The organism is Kitasatospora sp. NPDC059817 (assembly GCF_042731835.1).
Classification (GTDB): Bacteria; Actinomycetota; Actinomycetes; order Streptomycetales; family Streptomycetaceae; genus Kitasatospora.
Map to the genome: position 1 here is coordinate 35,648 of NZ_JBHWIR010000034.1, position 15,080 is coordinate 50,727.

The following is a 15,080-nucleotide window of genomic DNA, read 5'->3' on the forward strand; positions in this document are numbered from 1 at the left end:
AGACTTCTCTCGCGAGCCGGGCCGGCCGCTGTCGTTTCCGGGCCTTTTCGGATGCCCTCGGGGCGAATTGACGATACGTCAGGCGCGTTGGTGGGCCGGTTCAGAGCCGGTGGGCGGGCAGCCCGTGCTGGGCGGCGGTCAGCAGCTCGTGCATCCGCTGCCCGAAGTCCTCGGTGTCGGCGGCCGGTTCGGGGAAGACCAGGCGGACGTCGCGGTGGCCGTGCGGGTGGTCCAGGCGCAGGACCAGGCCGTGGCGGTCCAGGGCGAGCGGGCGGACCTCCGGGTGCTGGGCGAGCAGGTCCGGGTCGAGCAGCCGGGTGAGGACGGCGAGGGCGTCGGCGTGGTCGTCGGCGAGGTGGGTGAGCATGGCGGCCTCGTAGCGGGCCAGCGGGTCGGGTGCGGCGTGGGCGAGGTCGCCGGCGGTGAGTGCGCCGGTGCCGTACGGGGTGGAGAGGACGGCGTGGGCGACGTCCACGCGCAGGTGGACGCTGAGGCCGTCGTCGGCGAGGTGGGCCAGGTGCAGTCGGCCGGCCAGGGTGAGGCGGGCGCGGATCCGGTCGCGGACGGCGACGGGGGAGATGTCGGTGACGTCCAGGACGACGGCGAGTCCGTCGGTGGCGCGGGCGGCGGCGGTGGCGAGCGGGTCGCCCAGCGGGGCGCGCAGGCGCAGCCGGGAGCCGTGGACAGAGACCGGGGTGTCGAGGTCGTGGTGCTCGCCGCAGGCGCGGACGGTGAGCGAGGAGGTCGCGCTGAGCAGGCTCTGGACCCGCTCGGCGGTGGTGGGTTCGGGCACCTCGGCGTCGCCGGCGGGCAGGCTCATGACGGACCTCCAGTTAGTTAGGTGAGCCTAACCTAATCTCCGCTCGGGGGTGTGGCAAGTGGCGTGGCCGAGGTCGCTGCCGTCGGGGATAGAAAGCGCTTGCAAGTATCTGCGGATGTCTCGTATTGTCGACGCCGGTAGTTGCATGCGCAACGGTTCTCTCTGGAAAGCGGTCCCTCATGCCCCTCGCGCTCCTGGCGCTGGCGATCAGCGCCTTCGGCATCGGCACCACCGAGTTCGTGATCATGGGCCTGCTGCCCGAGGTCGCCGGCGACTTCTCGGTCGCCATCCCCACCGCCGGTCTGCTGATCTCCGGCTACGCGCTCGGTGTCGTGGTCGGCGGCCCGCTGCTCACCATCCTCGGCACCCGTGCCCCCCGCAAGGGCATGCTGCTGACGCTGATGGGCCTGTTCGTGGTGGGCAACCTGATCGCGGCCGTCGCCCCCGCCTTCGGGCTGCTGATGGTCGGGCGGATCGTCAGCGCCTTCGCGCACGGCGCGTTCTTCGGCATCGGCTCGGTCGTCGCCGCCGACCTGGTCGCCCCGCACAAGCGGGCCGGCGCCATCGCCCTGATGTTCACCGGCCTCACCGCCGCCAACGTGCTGGGCGTCCCGATGGGCACCCTGCTCGGCCAGCACTTCGGCTGGCGCTCCACGTTCTACGTCGTCGCCGGGCTCGGCCTGCTCGGCCTCGCCGGAATCGCGGCGCTGGTGCCCGTCCAGCCGCGGACCGGCGCCGCCCGTCTCGGCCCCGAACTGGCCGTCTTCCGGACCCTGCGGCTCTGGCTCGCGCTCGCCATGACCGTGCTCGGCTGGGGCGGCATCTTCGCGATGTTCACCTACATCACGCCGATGATGACCGAACTGGCCGGCTTCGCCCCGAGCAGCGTCACCTGGCTGCTCTTCCTGTTCGGCGTCGGCCTGTTCGTCGGCAACCTGCTGGGCGGCTGGTTCGCCGACCGCGCGCTGATGCGCAGCCTCACCGTGATCCTCGCGGTGCTCGCGGTGCTGCTGTTCGCCTTCACCTTCGCCGCGCACAGCAAGCCGGCCGCGATCGTCCTCATCCCGCTGATCGGGCTGTTCGGCTTCGCGACCGTCGCGCCGCTGCAGAAGCGGGTCATGGACCAGGCGGCGGGCGCGCCGACCCTGGCCTCGGCCGCCAACATCGCCGCGTTCAACCTGGGCAACGCGCTCGCCGCCTGGCTCGGCGGACTGGTCATCTCCGGCGGCCTCGGCTACGACGCGCCGAACTGGGTGGGCGGGCTGCTCACCGCGGTCGCCCTCGGGGTGACGGTGTTCGCGGCGGCGCTGGACCGGCGCGGCGCGGCGGGCGAGGGGCGGGTCGTGGCGCGCTCGGGCGCCCCGGCCGAGCAGGGTGTGCCCGTGGGGCGGTGAACGAGGGGGACCGCGGAGGGCCCGGACGCCTGGCGTGCGTCCGGGCCCTTGCGGTGGTCGGGCTGCTCGACGGTGTTTCAGGCGACGACGGCCTGGGCGTCGATCTCGACCAGCATCGGCTCCTGCGGCAGCTCGACGAAGATCGTGGTGCGGCAGGGCTTCACGCCGCCGGGCTTGATGTTCTCGTCGATGAACTCGGCGTACACCTCGTTCATCAGCGGGAAGTCCGCCCGCTTGGTGAGGTAGACCCGGAACATCACCACGTCCTCGATGGTGGCGCCGCCGGCCTCGACGATCGCCTTGACGTTCTCCAGCGTGCGCCGGGTCTGCGCCTTCACGTCGCCGTGGTACAGGTACTCGCCGGTCGCCGGGTCCTGCGGGCCCTGGCCGGAGACCTGGAGGATCGGGCCCTTGCGGACGCCCTGGGAGAACATCCAGGCGGGGGCGGGGGCGCCGTCGGTGCGGATCTCGGTCTTGCCGCTGGTCGGGTGCTGCTCGTTCATGGGGTTCCTTACGGTCTGACGGTTGATCAGTTGTGGTCCGGGCGGCCGCAGTCGGCCGAGATGGCGCGGGTGGTGGCGAGCAGCTGCGGGAGGAGGTCCAGCACCTGCTCGTAGGGGAGGACGACGTCCGGCACCGAGATGGACGCGGCGGCGACGACCCGGCCGCTGGCGTCCCGGATCGGGGCGGCCACGCAGTTGATGAACGACTCGTGCTCGGCGTGGTCCTGCGCCCAGCCCTGGACGGCGACCTTCTCCAGCTCGGCGAGCAGCGCCTCGGGCGTGCTGAGGGTGCGCGGGGTGTGCGGGGTGAAGTCGATCCCGGCGGCCACCCGGCGGCGTTCGGGCAGCGGCAGGTCGGCGAGCAGCACCTTGGAGACGGCGGCGCTGTGCAGGGCGGCGCGCAGGCCGATCCGGGAGTACATCCTGACCGGGTGCCGGGAGTCGAACTTGTCGATGTAGACGACCTCGCCGCCCTCGTACGCGGCCAGGTGCACGGTCTGGCCGGTGGTGGCGTTCAGCTCGGCCAGGTGCGGGGCGGCGATCCGGCGGACGCCGCGCTGTTCCAGGGCGAGGCCGGAGAGGGCGAACAGGCCGGCGCCCAGGTGGTAGCGGTAGGCGGCGTCCCGGTAGACGAACCGTTCCTCCTCCAGGCTCTGGAGCAGTCGGAGCACGGTCGTCTTGTGGACGCCGAGCACCTCGGCCAGCTGGTCGAGGGAGCGCTCGCCCTCGCCGAGTTCGGCGAGCAGGCGCAGGGCGCGGGTGACGGTCTGGCTCATCGTGCTCCGCCGGGGTCGTTCGGGCTCGGGTTGGTGCTCATTGTGCCCGGGCCCGCCGGGTGTCGCGGGACCGGTCCGCGGGGACGGCCGGGCCGGTGATGCCCTCCACCGAGACCCGGGTGGCGGCCCAGTCGGCGGGCGAGGCGTCGAGCAGCGCGGCCACCACGGCGGCGGGCGGCAGTTCGGCCTGGTCGCCGTGGGCGGTCAGCGCGCAGGCGGCGCTCAGGTGGCCGAGCCGCAGCCGGCGGCGCTGGTCCAGGCCGCGGACGGTGCCGGCCAGGTAGCCGGCGGCGAAGGCGTCGCCCGCGCCGGTGGCCTCGACCACCTCGACGGCCAGGGCCGGTTCGCTCACCGACGTGCCGTCCCGCTCCAGGGCGGTGACCAGCCGGGCGGCGTCCTTGACCACCACGGTGGCCGGGGAGGCGAAGCGGCGGCGCAGCGCGACCGGCTCCCCGGTGCCGAACGCGGCCTCGGCCTCGTCGGCGCCGATCAGCAGCAGGTCGGCGGCGTCCAGCAGCGGCGGCAGGACGGCCGGGTCGCGGTCGTGCCAGAGTGCGGGGCGCCAGTTGAGGTCGAAGCTGACGGTCCGCTCCGGGCGGCGGTCGGCGAGCAGGGCGCGCAGCAGCGCCAGGCAGTCGTCGGAGAGCGCGGCGGTGATGCCGGACAGGTGCAGCAGGCGGGCGCCGGACAGCAGCCGGACGGCCGCCGGGTCGGCCAGCAGGGCGGGGGAGAGCGCGGCGGCCGCGGAGCCGCGCCGGTGGTAGTGCAGCCGGCTGCGGCCGGGGCCGAGGTCGTGGTGGTGGCCGGTGGCGCCGCCGACCTCCTTGAGGTACAGGCCGGTGGGGCGGTGCGGGTCGACGGCGACCGCCGAGACGTCCACGCCGCGGGCGGCGACCTCGGCGAGCAGCCGGCGGCCGAAGCCGTCGTCGCCGACCCGGCTGATCCAGGCGGTCGGCACGCCGAGCGCGGCCAGTGCGCCGGCCACGTTGGACTCCGCGCCGCCGACCGACAGCCGGAAGTTCTCCACGGCCTCCAGCGGGCCCGGCCGGTCCGGCAGCAGCACCGCCATGGACTCGCCCACGCACACGGCCGTCGGGGAAGGACCGGGGCGGGCCGGGCCCGGGGTGTCCTGTCGCGGCATCTGCTGGGCTCCTCCGTCTGCGGCGGCCGTTCCGTTGACCGTGATCCGGCGCCGATGCTAGAACCGTCATGCCAACATGTGCAACCCTCATTGCACATGTTGCAACACGGCAGATGGAGGAAGACGGTGGAGCAGACCTTCGCAAGCATCGGCACCGGGCCGGGCATCGACGACGGCGCGGTGGCGGCCCTCGCCGACGAGACGCTCGACTGGCGGTTCAAGGCCGCCCCGCCGGAGGCCTGGGGGCACTCCGTCCGCGACTGGCTGGCCACCGGACCCACCCTCACCGGGCTCGGCACCCCGCTGCTCACCCTGGACGGCGCCGCGCTCGACCACAACCTGCGCACCATGGCCGACTGGTGCGCCAAGGCCGGGGTCGCGCTCGTGCCGCACGGCAAGACCACCATGGCGCCCGCCCTCTGGCAGGCGCAGCTCGCCGCCGGCAGCCACGGCATCACCCTCGCCAACCTGCCGCAGGTGCGCGTCGCCCGGGCCTTCGGAGTCGAGCGGATCCTGCTCGCCAACACCCTGCTCGACCCGGCCGGACTGGCCTGGCTCGCCGCCGAACTGGCCGCCGACCCGGCGTTCGCCTTCGTCTCCTGGGTGGACTCCACCGAGAGCGTCCGGCTGATGGACGAGGCGCTGCGCGCCGCCGGGGCCCAGCGGCCCGTCGAGGTCCTGGTCGAACTCGGCGGCCCCGGCGGGCGCACCGGCGCCCGCGGCGTCGACGCGGCCGTCGAGATCGCCGCCGCCGTGCTGCGCGCCCCCACCCTGCGCCTCGCGGGCGTCGGCGGCTACGAGGGCGCGCTCGCCCACGACGCCACCGCCGACGGGCTGGCCACCGTCCGCGGCTACCTCAAGGCGCTCGCCGACCTGCACGGCCGGCTCGCCCGCGCCTACCCGGACGACGCCCGGCCGATCGTGACGGCCGGCGGCAGCGCCTACTTCGACCTGGTCGTCGAGGAACTCGCAGGCCTGCCGGAAGCCCTCGTGGTCCTGCGCTCGGGCGCGTACATCGCCCACGACGACGGCTTCTACCGGGGCATCTCGCCGCTGGTCCGGGGCGCCGGCGCCACGCCGTTCCGCAGCGCGCTGCACGGCTGGGCCCGGGTGGTGTCCCGGCCCGAGCCGCAACTGGCCCTGCTGGACGCCGGCAAGCGCGACCTGCCCTTCGACGAGGGCCTGCCCGAGCCGCAACACGTGCGCGGCGGAGCCGAGTTGACCGGCACTGCGGCCCGGATCACCGCACTCAACGACCAGCACGCCTTCCTGCGCGACGCGGGCGACCTCGCCCCGATCGGCGCGGTGCTGCGACTCGGCGTCTCCCACCCGTGCACGGCCTTCGACAAGTGGACCGCGATCCCGGTGCTCGACTCCGCCGACGCGGCCGAGCCGAAGGTCACCGGGCTGGTCAGGACGTTCTTCTGATGGCGGGCGGCAGAGCGCCCGACACCGTCTTCCGGGGCGCCACCGTCGTCGACGGCACCGGCGCGGACCGCTACCGGGCGGACGTGCGGATCACCGACGGGCTGATCACCGGGATCGGCCCCGGCCTCGACGCGCCGACGGTGGTGGACGCCGACGGGCTGGTCCTCGCCCCCGGCTTCATCGACATGCACGCCCACTCCGACCTCGCCCTGCTGCTCGAACCCGAGCACCCGGCCAAGGTCACCCAGGGCGTCACCTGCGAGGTCCTCGGCCAGGACGGCCTGTCCTACGCCCCGGTGGACGACACCACCCTGCCCGCGCTGCGCCGCCAACTGGCCGGCTGGAACGGCGATCCGGAGGCCTTCGACTGGGACTGGCGCGGCGTCGCCGGCTACCTGGACCGGATCGACCGCACCGGCGTCGCCGTCAACGCCTGCTACCTCGTCCCGCACGGCTCGCTGCGGATGCTCGCCATGGGCTGGGCCAACCGGCCGCCCACCCCGGCCGAACTCGACCGGATGCGCCAGGAGTTGGCGCAGGGCCTGCTGGACGGCGCGGTCGGCATGTCCAGCGGCCTCAGCTACACCCCCGGGATGTACGCGGACACCGCCGAACTGGTCGAGCTGTGCACCGTGGTCGCGGCCTACGGCGGCTTCCACGCCCCGCACCAACGCTCGTACGGAGAGGGCGCGTTGGAGGGCTACGCGGAAATGGTGGAGATCGCCCGGCGGACCGGCTGCGCGCTGCACCTGACCCACGCCACGATGAACTTCGGCGTCAACCGGGGCCGGGCCGGCGAACTGCTGGAACTGGTCGACCAGGCACTCGCCGACGGCGTCGACCTCACCCTGGACAGCTACCCCTACCTGCCCGGCTCCACCACCCTGGCCGCCCTGCTGCCCAGTTGGGCCACCGAGGGCGGCCCGGAAGCGACCCTCACCCGGCTCGCCGACCCGGCCGCCCGCGAGCGGATCCGGTACGAGGTGGAGGAGAAGGGCAGCGACGGCTGCCACGGCGTCGTCACCGACTGGGCGACGATCCAGATCTCCGGCGTCCGGACGGCCGAGCTGGCACGGACGGTCGGCCGGACCGTCGCCGAACTCGCCGCCGAGCAGGGCCGCAGCGGGACGGAGGTCTTCCTCGACCTGCTGCGCCGCGACGAACTGGCCACCACGATCCTCCAGCACGTCGGGCACGAGGAGAACGTCCGGGCGATCATGCGCCACCCGGCGCACACCGTCGGCAGCGACGGGCTGCTGGTCGGCGCCCGGCCGCACCCGCGCGCCTGGGGCACCTTCCCCCGCTACCTCGGCCACTACAGCCGGGAGTTGGGCGTGCTGACGCTGGAGGAGGCCATCGCCCGGATGACCGGCCGGCCCGCCGCCCGGCTCGGGCTGCACCGGCGCGGCCGGATCGCCCCCGGCCACCACGCCGACCTGGTGCTCCTCGACCCCGAGAAGGTCCGGGACGCCGCCACCTTCGAGCACCCCCGGCTGCCCGCCGAGGGCGTCCAGCACGTGTACGTCAACGGCACCGCCGTCGTCCGGCAGGGCCGCACCACGGGCGCCCGGCCCGGGCGCGCCCTGCGCCGCACCGACCGAGGAACCAGATCCCTGTGAATCCCCCCTCCGTGAATCCTCCCTCCGTGAACCCCCTCGCCGACCTGCGGGACGACCCGGTGATCGCCGTGGTCCGCGCGCCCCGCATCCCGGACGCGGCCGCGCTGTGCGCCGCGCTCGCCGACGGCGGCATCAACTGGACCGAATTCACCTACACCACACCGGAGGTGACGACGCACCTGCGGCGTGCCGCGGACGCGGGCTGGCGGGTCGGCGTGGGCACCGTGCTGACCGCCGAGCAGGCCGAGCGCGGGGTCGCGAGCGGGGCGTCCTTCCTGGTCACCCCCGGCTGCCGGCCCGAGGTGGCGCAGGCCGCCCGGGCCGCCGGGGTGCCGGTGGTGCTCGGGGCGCTCACCCCGACCGAGGTGGCCCGGGCGGTGGACCTCGGGGCCGCCGCCGTGAAGATCTTCCCGGCCCGGGCGTTCGGCCCCGGCTACTTCAAGGACCTGCGCGGCCCGTACCCGGACGTCCCGCTGGTGGCCTCCGGCGGGGTGAACGCGGGCAACGCCGCCGACTTCCTGGCGCACGGCGCGCTCGCGGTCTGCGCGGGCACGGACGTGGTGCCGCCGGACGCGGTCGCGGCGGGGGACTGGGCGGAGATCACCCGGCGGGCCCGGGCGTTCACCGCGGCGTGCGCGGTGGCCCGGGCCTGAGGGGCCGGCGGGGTGGCGGGGTGCCGGGGCGGCGGTCGGCGGACTGTCGGGACGGCCGTCGGCGGGTAGTAGGGACGGCTGGTCGGTGGGCTGTCGGGACGGCCGGGGATGGGCGAGAATCGTGCTCCCCAGCCCCGGCCCCAGCCCTGGCCCCGGCCCCAGCCCTGGCCCCGGCCCCCGGATCCGGCAGGAGGACCCACCCCCATGACCTCGCCCCGCCCCGGCCCCGACTGGCTGGCCGACGCCGTCCTGTACCAGATCTACCCGCAGAGCTTCGCGGACTCCGACGGCGACGGCATCGGCGACTTCGCCGGCATCGCCGCGCACCTCGACCACCTCGCCTGGCTCGGCGTCGACACCGTCTGGCTCAACCCCTGCTTCGCCTCCCCGTTCCGCGACGCCGGCTACGACGTCGCCGACTACCTCGCCCCGGCCCCGCGCTACGGCGGTACCGAGGACCTGGTCGTGCTGGTCGAGGCCGCCCGCCGCAAGGGCATCCGGATCCTGCTCGACCTGGTCGCCGGCCACACCTCCGACCGCCACCCCTGGTTCCTGGCCGCCGCCGAGGACCCGGCCGACCACCGGTACATCTGGTCCGACCAGCGGGTGGACGGCTTCGTCGCCTCGCCCGGCAGCCGCCCCGGCTGGTACCGGCCGAACTTCTTCGACTGCCAGCCCGCGCTCAACTTCGGCTACGCGCGCCCCAGTTCCGGTGAGCCCTGGCGCCAGCCGGTGGACGCCGAGGGCCCGCGCGCCAACCGGGCGGCCCTGCGCGACATCATGGCGCACTGGCTCGGCCTCGGCCTGGCCGGCTTCCGGGTCGACATGGCCTCCTCGCTGGTCAAGGACGACCCGGGCCTGGTGGAGACCGCCAAGCTGTGGACCGGGCTGCGGGACTGGCTGGACCGCGCCCACCCGCAGGCCGCGCTGTTCGCCGAGTGGGGCGATCCGGCGGCCGCCGTCGCGGCGGGCTTCCACGCGGACTTCTTCCTGCAGTTTGGCGGTGCCGACCGCGGCCTGCCGCTGCGCTCGCTGTGGAACAACGGCGCCGGCACGGTCGAGGAGTTCTGGCAGCAGGGCCCGTGCTACTTCGAGGCCGAGGGGCGAGGCACCCCGCAGGTGTTCCTGGAGGCCTGGCGCGCCGCCGCCGAAGCGACCGAGGGCGTCGGCCACATCGCCCTGCCCACCGCCAACCACGACTTCTCCCGGCTGGCCACCGGCCCGCGCACCGACGGGCAACTCGCCGCCGCCTTCGCGTTCCTGTTCACCTGGCCCACCCTGCCGGCCGTCTACTACGGCGACGAGATCGGCATGCGCTACCTGCCCGGACTGCCCGACGTCGAGGGCAGCGTGCTCGGCCCGCGGTACAACCGGGCCGGCTCGCGGACCCCGATGCAGTGGGAGCCCGGGCCGGCGGCGGGCTTCTCCAGCGCGCCGCCCGAGCGCCTCTACCTGCCCGTCGACCCGGACCCGGGGCGCCCGGACGTGCTCTCGCAGCGGGTCGATCCGACCTCGCTGCTGCACACCGTCCGGCGGCTGATCGCGCTGCGCCGGGCGCATCCGGGGCTGGGCGCCTCCGGCGGGGTGGAGGTCCGCCGCGCCGGGTACCCGCTGGTGTACACCCGGGCCGGACGGTACCTGGTGGCGGTGAACCCGCGCCGGGAGCCGGGGGTGGTGCGGCTGGAGCACGGCGGGGCGCGCCCGCTGGAGGTGCGGGGCGTGCGGGTGGCGGACGGGGAGCTGCGGGCGGACGGCTTCTCGTACGGCGTGTTCGAGCTGTCCTGAGCGTTCGGCCGTGGCCCCCGCTGGGGCGGGCGGCTTTCGATCGGCGTCAGATAGTTGTAAGCTACATCCATAGATGGTTGCATTTACCACCCGATGTGGGTGCACGTGACACCCTTGATGGTTGCATTTGCCACTCATCTCCACTCGACGCCACCGGAGGACGGTACGAACGCCATGAGCACACCCCAGACCCCCGCCGCAGCGCCCGCCCTGGGGCACTCGCTCAAGCACCTCGCCGTCCACCTGATCACCCCGCTGCTGATGTGCCTCGGCATGGCGCTCGCCTACCAGGGCGCCTTCCACCAGCCCGAGCCGCACCACCTGAAGGTCGCCGTGGTCGGCACCACCCCGCAGGCGCAGGGCCTGGCACAGGCGATCCAGACCAAGGCCGGGGCGGCGGTCGACGTCCGCACCCTGCCCGACCGGGCGACCGCCGAGCAGCAGCTGCGCGACCGCGACCTGGTGGGGGCCTTCCTCCCGGACGCCAGGAGCCCCGAACTGCTCGTCGCCAAGGGGAACTCGGACACCTCGGCGGTGGCCGCCACGGCGGTGTTCAGCAACGTCACCGACCGGCAGGGCGTGCCGCTGCACGTCACCGACCTCACCACCCCGGCCGAGGGCGACCCGACCGGCCAGGGCCTGTTCTTCCTGCTGGTCGCGCTGAGCATCGGCTCCTACGCCAGCGTCGCCGTGATCGGCGCGGCCGGCGCCGGGCTGAGCATCCGGATCCGGGCGCTGGTCGGCGTGGCGGTGTCGCTGGTGGTGAGCGTGATCGGGATCGTCACCGCCGGACCGGTCTTCCATGTGGTCGACCACGACCTGGCCGCGGTGTGGGCGCTCGGCTGGCTCTACTCGGCGGGCGTCGTCCTGATCGGCATCGGCCTGCACAGCTTCCTGAAGAAGTGGACCACCCTGGCCCTGATGGTGCTGTTCGTGATGCTGAACTTCACCAGCTCCGGCGGCATCTTCCGGCCCGAGCTGCAGAACGGCTTCTTCGGCGCGCTGCACGGCTTCTGGACCGGCGCCGGCTTCCTGGAGGGCGCGCGCAGCATCCTGTACTTCGACGGCGGCGCGGGCCTCGGCGGGCACGTCGTGACCCTGGTGGTCTGGCTGCTGCTGGGCGGGGCCGCACTGGTGGCCGCCGCGCTCCACGAGGAGCGCGGGCGCCGGGCGGTGGAGAGCCCGGTGGAGGCCGAGGAGGAGATGGCGGAGGCGGTCGCGGTCTGACCGCACCGCACGTGAGTACTCCATCCGGCGCTGAGGGCATCGGCACCGGGTGGGGACCGACGGGCCGGGGGGCGCGGCGGGGGGCGCCGGGGGGGCGGGGGGCGCCGCGGGGGGGGGGGGGGGGTGGCGGGGGGCCCCCCCCCCCCCCCCCCCGGGCCGGCCCCCCGGCCCCCCCGGGCCGGTTTCGCGGCTCCGGACTCATGGCTCCGGTTTCGTAACTCCGGTTCCGTGACTCCGGGTTCATGACTCCGGGCTCATGGCGCGCCTTCGGGGTGCCCGTCGTCCGGGACGCGGCCGAAGGCGGCGACGGGGATTCCTCCAGGGGTGAGGGTCATCGGGCGTCCCCGGCAGGGGTCGTCGCGTCGCCGGACGGGGCGTCACTGCGCAGGTGCGGGCGGGCCAGCAGCAGGTAGAGCCCGCCGGCCGCGAGCACCGCCACGGCCGAGAGCAGCACGAGGTAGTCGTCGTACCACGCGGCGTCCGGGGTGCGGCCCCAGCAGATGTTGACGATCGCGGCGAGCCCGTACACCAGCGCGCCGATGTTCACCGCCAGGCCCCAGCGGCCGAGCCGGAAGTCCCCGCTCGGGCGCCAGCCGCGCAGCCGGGCGCGCAGGGCGGCCAGCGCCACCATCTGGAAGGCCAGGTAGATGCCGATGCTGGAGAAGGAGATGATCTTCGTCAGGGCACCCTCGGAGAGGGCCGAGGCGCCGACGATGATCACGCCCGGCACTGCCGCCGCGAGCAGCAGCGCGTACGGCGGCACCCGCAGGCGGTCCGAGACGGTGGCGAGCAGCCGGCTGCCCACGATCATCCGGTCCCGGGCGAAGGAGTACGCCAGCCGGCTCGCCGCCGCCTGGAGGCTCAGCACGCAGGACAGGAAGGAGATCAGCACCACGCCGATCACCACCCGGGCGCCGGTGGCGCCGAACGCGTCGTGCAGCACCGAGGCCACCGGGTCCTTGTCGTCGCCGGAGACCACCGCGCCGATGTCCTGGATGGACATCACCAGCGCCAGGCTGACGCCGATCGCCGCCGCGCCGCCGACGTAGATGGTGCGCCGCATCGACTTGGGGATCTGTCGACCGGGGTTCGGCACCTCCTCGGCGACGTCGCCGCACGCCTCGAAGCCGAAGAAGAGGAAGACCGCGATCAGTCCGGCGGCCAGGAAGGCGTCGGTGTATGAGCCGCCGTCGCCCGCGCCGAAGCGGTCGAAGACCACGCCGAGGCCGTGGTAGCGGTGGGTCAGCAGCAGCCAGGCGCCGACCGCCAGGGCGCCCAGCAGCTCGGCGGCGAAGCCGAACACGGCCGCCGCCGACAGCACCTTGGTGCCGCCCAGGTTGATCACGGTGGCGAGCAGCAGCAGGCCGAGCGCGCACCAGACGGTCGTCGCGGTGCTCGGTTCGACGCCCAGCAGCGCGGCCACGTACGGGCCGGCGCCGTAGGAGACCGCCGCGATGGTGGACATCAGCGCCAGCAGGTACACCCAGCCGGTCAGCCAGCCCCAGGTGCGGCCCCAGAGCCGGCGCGCCCACGGGTACACCCCGCCCGCCACCGGGAACTGGGCGACCACCTCGCTGAACACCAGCGCCACCAGCAACTGGCCGACCCCGGCGATCAGGAAGCTCCACACCATCGGCGGGCCGGCGGTCGCGAGGGAGGAGGCGAAGAGTGTGTACACGCCGACGACCGGGGAGAGGTAGGTGAAGCCGAGGGAGAAGTTCGCCCAGAGGCTCATGTCGCGTTTGAACTCGGAGGTGTAGCCGAGGGCGGCCAGCCGAGCGGCATCGGCATCGGCATCGATGTCGGGGCCCTGAGGGGGGAGGGGGCCGGTCGGGGAGGTGGCACGTGCGCTGGCATCGGTCATGACCTGCTCCTGCTCCTGGGAACGTGGCGTGACGCGTGAGGGCTTACCGGGGGTGGTGCTCGGACCGGGATCGCGGGAAAACATACGAGATCGGGTTTCTAGCGGCAAGGGTGCGTGCCCGACCGGGAGGTACCCTGCCGGGAGCACCCAGTCCGACGGTGATCGAGGAGGGGGCCGGCGTGGCGACGATCGGGAGCACGACCCCGCTGCTCAGCGCCGTCCTCGCGCCATTGACCGACCTCGGCCGCGCCGATGCCGTGGCCCGCCGGATCACCGAGGCGATCGCCCTCGGCCTGGTCGTCGACGGGGACCAACTGCCCAGCGAGAACGACCTCGCCGACCGGCTCGGCGTCGCCAACGGCACCGTCCGCGAGGCGCTCGCCCTGCTCCGCGAGGCCGACCTGATCGAGACCCGGCGCGGCCGCAACGGCGGCAGCTTCGTCCGCACCCCCGGCGAGGGCTCCGAACGCCTCCAACTCGCCCGGCTGCGCGACCTCGCCACCGTCGACCTGCGCGACCTCGGCGACGAGGAACTGGCCGTTTCCGGGACCGCCGCCCGGCTCGCCGCCGAACGCGCCCCCGCCGATCTCGCACCCCGGCTCACCCGGCTGGTGCACGACCTGCGCGACGCCGCCGGGCCCGCCGAGCAGCGCCGCGCCGACGCCCGCTTCCACATCGAACTCGCCGTCGCCGCCCAGTCCGTGCGCCTCACCCGGCTCGCCGTACGGCTCCAGGCCGAACTCGGCCCGCTGCTCTGGCTGCCCGCACCGCACGGCCCCGACCAGGAACGGTTCGCCGAGCAGCACCGGGAGATCCTGGTCGCCGTCCTGGCCGGCGACGCGGCCGGGGCCCGGGCCGCCGCCGAGGTGCACACCGTCGCCTGCGTGCACCACCTGGTGCGGGGGCACCTCCAGCTGGCGGGCGACGGCTGATGGCTGGCGGGTGGCCGGAGGCTCGGATATGACCTGCACTCCTGGATGTATCAGCCCCGTCTTGGCGCGGGCGGCCGGGTGAAGCAACAGTCGCCGCAGACCCCGGCGCCCGGCCCCACCCGGTAGTACAGGCAGCAGCTCGTCCGTCGGAAGGCTGCGCCGCGCGGGCCGGTCCGCAGCGTCCCGGTGCCGGCCAGTGGCGGGCGTGCGAGCAGCTCCGCGACCAACGCCCGTGCGGGGACCGGCGCGTGGGAGTCCAGGACCCGCAGCGTACCGGCCAGGGCGGAGGCGGCGTTGCCCGTCAGCAGCCGGGCGGAGAGCGGGACGGCGGACCGCACCGCCGCCGCCAGCGGCTCCAACTGGCCTACCAGGACGGCCTCGTACAGCTGGTCGGCGAGCGGGAGCGGAGCGGGGAACGGAGGGGAGAGCGGGGGCTCCGGCGGCGTCCAGAGGTCGAGCGGCCCCTGATCCGGGATCCGTACCCAGGCGTGCTCCAGCGTCGGGACCGTGCCCAGCAGGACGGCCGCCCCGAGGCCCACCGACCAGAAGCGGGCGGCCAGTCCGAGGTGCAGGATCGACGCGGCGACCCGGGGCTCGGCGGTGCCGAGCCGCTGCGCCACCACCCGGATCCGCCGGGCCAGCGGCGCGTCCGGCCCGGTGCCGTACAGCTCGGGCAGCGGCCGGAAGTCTGGGGGCGGCCCCGCGCCGGGCTCGGCGGGGGTGTCGAGCGCGAAGTACGGTCCGACGGCGGCGAGCCGGCCGTAGTCGGGGCGGCCGGCGTTCCCGGTGCCGTCGGCGGGGCGGTCGACGGGCATCGGGCGGGCCTCCAGGGCGTTCGGTGCGTTCGGGCGCGCGGAGGAACGGTACCGCGCCCGTCGGGGGGTGAGCGCGTTGCCGGGGCGGTGGGGGGGGGGGCGGGGGGGGCCGCGCGCCCCGGG

13 protein-coding genes are annotated in these 15,080 nt (G+C 74.7%); 7 read left to right on the forward strand and 6 right to left on the reverse strand.

The features are described from left to right. Positions 1-100 precede the first annotated feature (100 nt). Positions 101-820 carry a DUF2470 domain-containing protein gene (locus ACFV61_RS10430; RefSeq protein WP_380491069.1) on the reverse strand — a complete coding sequence of 240 codons (720 nt, stop codon included), beginning with the start codon at positions 818-820 and terminating at the stop codon, positions 101-103. 179 nt (positions 821-999) lie between these two features. Between ACFV61_RS10430 and ACFV61_RS10435 the strand changes: the two genes are divergently transcribed. Further along, a complete protein-coding gene (locus tag ACFV61_RS10435; RefSeq protein WP_380370403.1) occupies positions 1,000-2,214 on the forward strand; it encodes an MFS transporter in 1,215 nt (404 codons plus the stop codon). 77 nt (positions 2,215-2,291) lie between these two features. Here the strand turns inward: ACFV61_RS10435 and ACFV61_RS10440 are convergent, their stop codons facing one another. The 3 genes from ACFV61_RS10440 to ACFV61_RS10450 are packed head-to-tail and all read right to left on the reverse strand — an operon-like array spanning position 2,292 to position 4,634. Then, a complete protein-coding gene (locus ACFV61_RS10440; protein ID WP_371521326.1) occupies positions 2,292-2,717 on the reverse strand; it encodes a RidA family protein in 426 nt (141 codons plus the stop codon). A 26-nt stretch (positions 2,718-2,743) separates the two neighbouring features. Beyond that, positions 2,744-3,493: an IclR family transcriptional regulator gene (locus ACFV61_RS10445; RefSeq protein ID WP_380487284.1), complete on the reverse strand. Its 750-nt coding sequence runs from the start codon at positions 3,491-3,493 to the stop codon at positions 2,744-2,746. Between the two features lie 37 nt (positions 3,494-3,530). Then, positions 3,531-4,634, reverse strand: coding sequence for a sugar kinase (locus ACFV61_RS10450; RefSeq protein WP_380370401.1), 1,104 nt, complete (start codon positions 4,632-4,634; stop codon positions 3,531-3,533). A gap of 126 nt (positions 4,635-4,760) precedes the next feature. On the opposite strand from ACFV61_RS10450, the gene ACFV61_RS10455 reads away from it, so the two are divergent. The 5 genes from ACFV61_RS10455 (at position 4,761) to ACFV61_RS10475 (ending at position 11,346) form a co-directional block, all read left to right on the forward strand. After that, positions 4,761-6,062, forward strand: a complete 1,302-nt coding sequence (locus tag ACFV61_RS10455; protein WP_244293517.1) for an alanine racemase — start codon at positions 4,761-4,763, stop codon at positions 6,060-6,062. After that, positions 6,062-7,681 carry an amidohydrolase family protein gene (locus ACFV61_RS10460; RefSeq protein ID WP_380491072.1) on the forward strand — a complete coding sequence of 540 codons (1,620 nt, stop codon included), beginning with the start codon at positions 6,062-6,064 and terminating at the stop codon, positions 7,679-7,681. The genes ACFV61_RS10455 and ACFV61_RS10460 overlap by 1 nt, the downstream gene beginning before the upstream one ends. Positions 7,682-7,707: 26 nt before the next feature. After that, positions 7,708-8,334 carry a bifunctional 4-hydroxy-2-oxoglutarate aldolase/2-dehydro-3-deoxy-phosphogluconate aldolase gene (locus tag ACFV61_RS10465; RefSeq protein WP_063350231.1) on the forward strand — a complete coding sequence of 209 codons (627 nt, stop codon included), beginning with the start codon at positions 7,708-7,710 and terminating at the stop codon, positions 8,332-8,334. 204 nt (positions 8,335-8,538) lie between these two features. Beyond that, positions 8,539-10,119, forward strand: coding sequence for an alpha-amylase family glycosyl hydrolase (locus ACFV61_RS10470; RefSeq protein ID WP_380491074.1), 1,581 nt, complete (start codon positions 8,539-8,541; stop codon positions 10,117-10,119). A 174-nt stretch (positions 10,120-10,293) separates the two neighbouring features. After that, complete coding sequence (locus ACFV61_RS10475) at positions 10,294-11,346, forward strand: hypothetical protein (RefSeq protein ID WP_380491076.1); 1,053 nt, start codon at positions 10,294-10,296, stop codon at positions 11,344-11,346. A gap of 331 nt (positions 11,347-11,677) precedes the next feature. Here ACFV61_RS10475 and ACFV61_RS10480 read toward each other — a convergent pair whose 3' ends face one another. Beyond that, the gene (locus tag ACFV61_RS10480) at positions 11,678-13,210 is read right to left on the reverse strand and encodes an APC family permease (protein WP_380491078.1); all 1,533 of its coding nucleotides are present in this window, start codon (positions 13,208-13,210) and stop codon (positions 11,678-11,680) included. Between the two features lie 179 nt (positions 13,211-13,389). On the opposite strand from ACFV61_RS10480, the gene ACFV61_RS10485 reads away from it, so the two are divergent. Further along, positions 13,390-14,142 (forward strand): FadR/GntR family transcriptional regulator, encoded by a 753-nt coding sequence (locus ACFV61_RS10485; RefSeq protein ID WP_380491080.1) that lies wholly within the window; start codon positions 13,390-13,392, stop codon positions 14,140-14,142. Between the two features lie 50 nt (positions 14,143-14,192). On the opposite strand, the gene ACFV61_RS10490 is transcribed toward ACFV61_RS10485, so the two are convergent. After that, complete coding sequence (locus ACFV61_RS10490) at positions 14,193-14,957, reverse strand: (2Fe-2S)-binding protein (protein WP_380491082.1); 765 nt, start codon at positions 14,955-14,957, stop codon at positions 14,193-14,195. Between the last annotated feature and the right edge of the window lie 123 nt (positions 14,958-15,080).